Source organism: Candidatus Schekmanbacteria bacterium (assembly GCA_003695725.1).
Taxonomy (GTDB): Bacteria; Schekmanbacteria; GWA2-38-11; order GWA2-38-11; family J061; genus J061.
The window spans coordinates 1-7318 of the sequence record RFHX01000027.1 but is presented as its reverse complement, the minus strand read 5'-3'; the positions used below and the strand labels follow the sequence as shown (position 1 = coordinate 7318).

Below are 7318 nucleotides of genomic sequence, written 5' to 3'. Positions count from 1 at the left end.
TTCTTGTTGGATTTACCAATATGGCACTCCTTGTTGAAAATGCGGGGAAAATATTAAATATTGAAACAAGCCCCAAGAAGAAACATCCAATATTTTTTAGTTATCTGCTTAGGTTTTTTTTAGCAGGTTTATTCCTTTATAGCGCTGTCACAGTATCTAATTCATCACTCATTTTTGGCCTTGTTGGTTATCTTGTGCCACTTTTCTTTACAGTTGTTTTCCCAGAGAAAGTGATATTAAACCTTAAAAAAACTTTTTTGAAGGTTAGAGAAAATGCTTGAAATTAACTTTACATTGATAATATTAGCAGCAAATTTTCTAATATTAATGTATATTTTGAACAAAAATTTGTTTCTTCCTCTCTCTAAAATTTTAGAACAGCGTCAAGAGAAAGTAAAAAAATCTCTTGAAAATGCAAAGAAATTTACAGAAGTAAGCCAGATGAAGGAAAATGAGTATATAGGAACTATTTCTGAAGAAAAGAAGAGAATTATTCGCGAGCAGGCAGAAACCAAAAAAGAAGCGGTGAATACAAGCACACAATTGATAAAAAAAGCGCAGGATGAAGCAAACAGAAAATTGAATGAAGTAAAAGAAAGCCTGATGAAGGAAAAAACAGAAGCGAAAAAAGAACTTTCCACATATGCTGAATCAATAGCAAAAGAATTGGCAGAAAAGATAATTAATATTCAAGGTTGATAAAGGAATGAATGAATATTTGAAAAGAAATTTGTCCATATTGATATGCTTTATGGTTTTTGTCTTTCTTGCTTGTGCTGGCTTCTCTTTTGCTGAGGAGGCAGGAGAGGCAGCACACCATGTTAATGTTGCCAAAGAAATATACAAGTGGATAAATTTCTTGATACTCGCAGGAGCACTTTTCTTTGTTTTGAAAAAAATTGTTCCAGAGTTTTTTTCAGCAAGAGTTGAAAATATTAAAAGGACTCTCGAAGAGAGCAGGAGAGCAGAAAAGGAAGCAAATGAAAAATTAAAGATTGCAGAAGAAAAGATAAAAAGTCTCAATAAGGAAATAGAGATTATCAGAGCAAATGCTAAAGCGGCTATTGAGAAGGAGAAGAAGCGCATTTTAGAAGAAGCAAATGAAAAGATTGCCCGTATAGAAGAACAAAATGAACAAAATATTAGGCAAGCAATAGAGTTATCAGTAAAAGAGTTGAAAGAGGAAATTATCAAGCAGGCAACGGTTTTGGCAGAAGATATGATTAAAGGTCGAATTACACCGGAAGAGAGAAAGAAACTTTTCAATAATTATGTGAAACAACTTGGAGAAATAAATGAATAAAAGTTCGCTAGCTCGAAAATTTGCAAGAAGTTATATAGATACTTTGGATGAAGGAGCGGACCTTGATTCAATCTACAACGAATTAACAGCAATTGCTGAATTATTTAAAGGCAGTGATGAAGTGCAGAAGTTTTTTTTAAATCCTGGTATTCCACTTGAAAGGAAGGAAAATGCGCTTAATGAAATTACCGAAAAGGCGGGAATTTCAGATATTACAAAAGCCTTTCTTATTGTTCTTTTAAAGAAACGAGCATTAGGCATTCTTAATGAAATTGCAGAACAGTTTCTTTCATTTGTTGATTTGGCAAAGAATCGTACAAGGGCTGAAGTAATAGTAGCCGAAGCACTGGATGAAAATGAAAAAAACTTTCTCAGTTCTAAACTTTCAGAGATAACTGGCAAAGAAGTGATTGTAAAAGTATCTGAAGACCCTTCTATTATAGGAGGTGCCATTACTAAAATAGGTAGTTTGGTAGTTGATGGAAGTATAAAAACACAATTGAAAATTGCTGAAGAAAAACTTTTGAGCTGAAAAAAATGATCCTTAAGAAAGGAGAAAAATAATATGCAGATTAGACCGTCAGAAATTAGTGAAATAATTAAAAAACAAATTTCAGGTTATGAAGCTTCTCTTCAAGTTGATGAAATCGGCACTGTTATGATGGTAGGAGATGGTATAGCGAGAATATACGGCTTAGAGAAGGTGATGTATGGAGAGATGCTTGAATTTCCCCACAATGTCTATGGTATGGCATTGAACCTTGAAGAGGACAATGTAGGTGCTGTACTTTTTGGCGAAGCGGAAAAGATAAAAGAAGGCGATGTCGTCAAGAGGACAAAAAGAATTATGGAAGTCCCTGTAGGCGAATGTCTTATTGGCAGAGTCGTGAATGCTCTTGGCCAGCCCGTTGATGGCAAGGGACCTATCGATGCAAAAGAATTTATGCCTGTTGAAAGACTTGCTCCAGGTGTTGTCGATAGACAGCCGGTTAAAGAACCTCTCCAGACAGGAATTAAGGCAATTGACTCTATGATACCCATAGGAAGAGGACAGAGAGAACTTATTATTGGCGACAGGCAGACGGGTAAAACAGCAGTTGCAATAGATACTATAATCAACCAAAAGGGAAAAGATGTTATTTGTATTTATGTTGCCACAGGACAGAAGAAATCTACAATTGCACAGGTTGTAAAAACTCTCGAGGATTATGGAGCAATGGAATACACTACAGTTGTAGTTGCGTCAGCATCAGAGCCAGCTCCATTACAGTATATTGCACCATATGCAGGTTGTGCAATGGGGGAATATTTCAGAGACAAAGGAGGACATGCTCTTCTAATTTATGACGATTTGTCCAAGCAGGCAGCGGCCTACCGTCAGCTTTCTCTCCTGTTGAGGAGACCTCCTGGACGAGAAGCATATCCGGGAGATGTCTTTTATCTTCATTCAAGACTCCTTGAAAGAGCTGCAAAACTGAATGAAGAGCTGGGAGGAGGTTCATTGACAGCATTGCCGATAATTGAAACACAGGCAGGTGACGTTTCTGCGTATATTCCCACAAATGTTATTTCCATTACAGACGGTCAGATTTATTTGGAAACAGACCTTTTCTATTCAGGTGTAAGACCAGCTATCAATGTTGGTCTTTCAGTTTCTCGTGTCGGTGGAAATGCTCAAATTAAAGCGATGAAGCAGGTAGCAGGTAGATTGAGACTTGACCTTGCGCAATATAGAGAAATGGCCGCTTTTGCCCAGTTTGGAAGCGAATTGGATAAAGCGACACAGGCTCAGCTTGCTAAAGGAGAAAGGATGGTAGAGATTTTAAAACAGGGACAATATGAGCCTGTTACAGTTGGGAAGCAGATTATAGCTATATATGCAGGTGTCAACAATTATCTCGATGATATTCCACTCGAGGAATGCAAGAGATTTGAGACTGAGCTTTTGCAGTTTGTAGATGCAAACTATCCCGATTTGATTACAAAGATAGAGACGGAAAAGGAGTTAACGGAAGAGATAGAAACTAAACTGAAAAGTGTAATTGAGGAATTTAAATCTTCCTTCAAACAGACATTGAATGAAAAATAATATAAAGGGTAAATAAATTATGCCCAGTGTAAGAGATATAAAAAGAAGAATTGCAAGCGTCAAGAAAACAGAGCAGATAACCAAAGCAATGAAGATGGTTTCTGCCGCAAAGTTTAGACGCGCTCAAGAGAGGATAATAGCGGCAAGGCCTTATGGTAGAAAGATAAATGATGTATTGAAGAGTCTTGCTTTTAGGGCAGGGGCTGATGCACATCCTTTGTTGAGCAAAGGCGAAGAGGGGGTTATTGAAATTGTTGTCATATCAGGAGATAAAGGACTTTGTGGCGCCTTTAACAATAATGTGTTCAAAGAAACGGACAGAATAATTCGTAGTAATCAAAATAAAGAAATCAATCTGACGCTCATAGGGAAAAAATGTTGCGACTATTACAGAAAACGCAATTGGAATATCAGAAATACTTATTCTGACATTTTCAATAACATTGGCTATGAGCATGCTGTTAGAATAACAAGGGAAATAACCAAAAATTATATTGATGAGGAAATAGAAAAGGTAATAATGGTTTATAATGAGTTTAAGTCTGCTGTATCCCAACAGGTCGTATGTAAGCAGCTTCTACCTATTGAGATTACTGAAGATATAGCAGATGAGAACCCTGTCGATTTTATCTATGAGCCCGATAGGCAGTCAATAATAAATGAACTTTTGCCACGGTCAATGGAAGTCATAATTTATACAGCATTGCTTGATTCTGTTGCCGCTGAACATGCAGCAAGAATGTCGGCAATGGAAAATGCATCAAGGAATGCGTCTGAAATGATAGATTCATTGACATTGAAATATAATAAGGCGCGGCAAGCGGCTATTACGAAGGAATTACTTGAGATAGTGGCAGGCGCTGAAGCATTGAGCGGATAATTAAAATTTTAAAGATAAGATAAAAAAGAGAGGAATCAAGAAATGGCAGAAATTAATGTTAAAGGTAAAGTTATACAGGCAATAGGCCCTGTTGTAGATGTTAGGTTTGAGGGAGGACATCTTCCTGAAATCTATAATGCACTGAAGATCAAAATAACAGATAGGGATGGCAAGGATACCTATATTACGGCAGAGGTTGCATCCCATCTTGGTGAAAATGTTGTTCGGGCCGTATCTATGCAGCCAACAGAAGGAATTACAAGAGGCGCTGAAGCAGAGGATACAGGTGCACCTATTAGTATTCCTGTTGGGAAAGAAGTTTTAGGAAGAGTTATAAATGTTATCGGCGAGCCCGTTGACAAATTGGGAGAGATTAAAACGGATAAGAAATATCCTATCCACAGAGATCCTCCTTCATTTGAAGAGCAGGAAACTTCAATCAAGATGTTTGAGACAGGGCTGAAGGTTATTGACCTTCTTGAGCCATATTCGTTGGGAGGAAAAACAGGACTTTTTGGCGGTGCAGGTGTTGGTAAAACAGTTTTGATTATGGAATTGATTAGAAATATTGCTATGGAACATGGCGGTGTTTCTGTTTTTTCAGGTGTTGGTGAAAGAACGAGGGAAGGTAATGACCTGTGGCTTGAAATGAAGGAATCAGGAGTTATCGACAAAACTGCGCTAATCTATGGACAGATGACAGAGCCACCCGGTGCAAGATTAAGAGTAGGTTTAACAGGATTGACAGCGGCAGAATATTTTAGAGATGAGGAAGGGCAGGATGTTCTCCTCTTTATCGATAACATATTCCGCTTTACACAGGCTGGTTCAGAAGTATCTGCGCTTTTGGGAAGAATGCCGTCAGCTGTGGGATATCAACCTACACTGGCTACAGAAATGGGTGAACTGCAAGAAAGAATTACATCTACTAAAAAGGGCTCGATTACATCGGTGCAGGCAATATATGTTCCTGCAGACGACCTTACAGATCCTGCTCCTGCTACGACATTTGCTCATCTTGATGCAACTACTGTTTTGTCAAGACAGATAGCAGAACTTGGAATTTATCCTGCTGTTGACCCTCTTGATTCCACATCGAGAATTCTTGATCCACGGATAATAGGAGAGGAACATTACAATGTTGCCAGAAGTGTTCAAGGGATTTTGCAAAAATATAAGGAACTTCAGGATATTATAGCGATCTTGGGAATGGATGAACTTTCCGAAGAGGATAAGTTGATTGTTTCTCGTGCAAGAAAAATTCAAAGATTCCTTTCACAGCCCTTCTTCGTAGCTGAACAATTTACCGGTATTCCAGGCAAGTTTGTAAAACTTGAAGATACAATAAAGGGCTTTAAGCAGATTGTTAATGGCGAACATGACGATGTTCCAGAGCAGGCATTTTATATGGTGGGGACAATAGAGGAAGCATTAGAAAAAGCTGAACAGATGAAACAATAAAAAACTATGGCTGATAATATATTTCTTGAAATAGTTACACCTGAGAAGATGGTGGTGAGTGAAGATGTCAAGGAGGTAACTGCTCCGGGCATCAATGGAGAATTTGGTGTATTACCTGAACATACACCCTTTTTGTCGGTTTTGAAATCAGGTCACATATCCTATGTTACGCTCGGTGGTGAGGTTAAAAAATTGGCAGTAAGCTGGGGATATGCTGAAGTTCGAAAAGATGCGGTTATAATTCTTGCTGAAACAGCCGAGCGACCGGAAGAGATAGATGTTCAAAGGGCAGAGGAGGCGCGCAAAAGAGCTGAAAAGCGTTTATCGAGCGGCGGTGAAGACATTGATGTTGAGAGAGCTGAATTGGCGCTAGCGCGTGCAATGGCAAGATTGGAACTTGTCGGAAAAATTTAAATAATAAGCCCTTATTGATTGTTAGTAGATACAGCATCCGGCAGGGGGGCTTATACTTTTTCTAGTATCACCAAAATCGTAGTTTCTTTTTTCTTTTTCATCATCGTCAGCGTCGTCATCATCTTTTTTACTCGATTTCTTTTTATCTTTATGCTTTTTCTTTATTTCCACTACAAATATATTCGATGTAGTACTGCAATACCCTTCAGGATCAGTTTCAATAACCGTATATATTCCTTCCTTTAGTTTCTTGAATTCGTATTTTCCTTTATGGTTTGTTATATCTGTTTGGCCTGTAGGATTCAATGTTATCAAAACACCGGCGATGCCGCTTTCTCCTGGATTTTTTATGCCATTACAGTTTTTATCATTGAAAACAGTCCCTTTAATCTTATTGCTGTCAGCGGATGCTGAAGATAAAAAAGAAAGTACAATAAGAAATACGAGGAAAATAAATGCAGGGCATTCAATTTTTTTTATTCTTTTCATTATACGATAAATGAGAAAATTAACATTGATCAATCAATGCTTATCGGATTTTTTTTATGAATAATTCGTTTTTTTATTGATATTGAATGTAAATAGTTATGATGACTATATTAAAACGATTGTCACGATGATTTGAATTTGAGAGGAAATAAAAAAAGCACTGCCTTTTATGACAGTGCTTTGAAATTATCTATTTTGCCGTTTGTTTTTTTTAATCTAAATTATGGACAGCACCCTGATGGCGGACTTACTGCTTTTTTGCTGTCAGCGAATAATTGTCCTGTTACATCTTTGAATACGAGTCTCACAATTCTTGTATTTGGACTTGTGCTGCAGTATCCTGCAGGGTCAGCTTCTGACAAAACGTATGTACCCGGCGTCAATCCTGTAAAAGTAAATCTTCCTTTGGCATTGGTAACAGCGAATAATGGGCCCGGCGTCAATGCAATGGTGACGCCTGCAATTCCTTTTTCACCTAAATTCTTATTTCCATTACAATTTTTATCATCAAAAACAAGTCCCTTTATTTGTAAAGCAGATGATATTAAAGGCAATGCAAGTAAGGTTATTAAACATACAGCTATAACAATCAGACCTTTTATTTTCATTTTCATCCCCCTAATTTAATTTCAAAAAATACTTCATTACTCAATTCATATAAGCAAATATTATGCCATAATAC

General features: G+C 37.4%; 10 protein-coding genes. 8 read left to right on the top strand and 2 right to left on the bottom strand.

The features are described 5' to 3' along the window. Positions 1-20 precede the first annotated feature (20 nt). From D6734_01135 to D6734_01100, 8 genes are read left to right on the top strand one after another with little or no spacing between them, the layout of a single operon-like run. Positions 21-281 carry a hypothetical protein gene (locus D6734_01135; GenBank protein ID RMF97941.1) on the top strand — a complete coding sequence of 87 codons (261 nt, stop codon included), beginning with the start codon at positions 21-23 and terminating at the stop codon, positions 279-281. Continuing rightward, complete coding sequence (locus D6734_01130) at positions 274-699, top strand: hypothetical protein (protein ID RMF97940.1); 426 nt, start codon at positions 274-276, stop codon at positions 697-699. Before D6734_01135 ends, D6734_01130 begins: the two co-directional genes overlap by 8 nt. A gap of 7 nt (positions 700-706) precedes the next feature. Further along, a complete protein-coding gene (locus D6734_01125; GenBank protein ID RMF97939.1) occupies positions 707-1303 on the top strand; it encodes a hypothetical protein in 597 nt (198 codons plus the stop codon). Continuing rightward, positions 1296-1835 carry an ATP synthase F1 subunit delta gene (gene atpH / locus D6734_01120; protein RMF97938.1) on the top strand — a complete coding sequence of 180 codons (540 nt, stop codon included), beginning with the start codon at positions 1296-1298 and terminating at the stop codon, positions 1833-1835. Before D6734_01125 ends, atpH begins: the two co-directional genes overlap by 8 nt. 33 nt (positions 1836-1868) lie before the next feature. Then, positions 1869-3392, top strand: coding sequence for a F0F1 ATP synthase subunit alpha (locus D6734_01115; protein ID RMF97937.1), 1524 nt, complete (start codon positions 1869-1871; stop codon positions 3390-3392). Positions 3393-3411: 19 nt separating this feature from the next. Beyond that, positions 3412-4272, top strand: a complete 861-nt coding sequence (gene atpG, locus D6734_01110; GenBank protein RMF97936.1) for an ATP synthase F1 subunit gamma — start codon at positions 3412-3414, stop codon at positions 4270-4272. Between the two features lie 42 nt (positions 4273-4314). Continuing rightward, positions 4315-5733, top strand: a complete 1419-nt coding sequence (gene atpD, locus D6734_01105) for a F0F1 ATP synthase subunit beta (GenBank protein ID RMF97935.1) — start codon at positions 4315-4317, stop codon at positions 5731-5733. 6 nt (positions 5734-5739) lie between these two features. Beyond that, complete coding sequence (locus D6734_01100) at positions 5740-6147, top strand: F0F1 ATP synthase subunit epsilon (GenBank protein ID RMF97934.1); 408 nt, start codon at positions 5740-5742, stop codon at positions 6145-6147. 21 nt (positions 6148-6168) lie between these two features. On the opposite strand, the gene D6734_01095 is transcribed toward D6734_01100, so the two are convergent. Both D6734_01095 and D6734_01090 read right to left on the bottom strand, forming a co-directional pair. Beyond that, positions 6169-6669 carry a hypothetical protein gene (locus D6734_01095; protein RMF97933.1) on the bottom strand — a complete coding sequence of 167 codons (501 nt, stop codon included), beginning with the start codon at positions 6667-6669 and terminating at the stop codon, positions 6169-6171. A 188-nt stretch (positions 6670-6857) separates the two neighbouring features. Beyond that, on the bottom strand, positions 6858-7250 hold the full coding sequence (locus tag D6734_01090) for a hypothetical protein (protein ID RMF97932.1): 393 nt from the start codon (positions 7248-7250) through the stop codon (positions 6858-6860). Between the last annotated feature and the right edge of the window lie 68 nt (positions 7251-7318).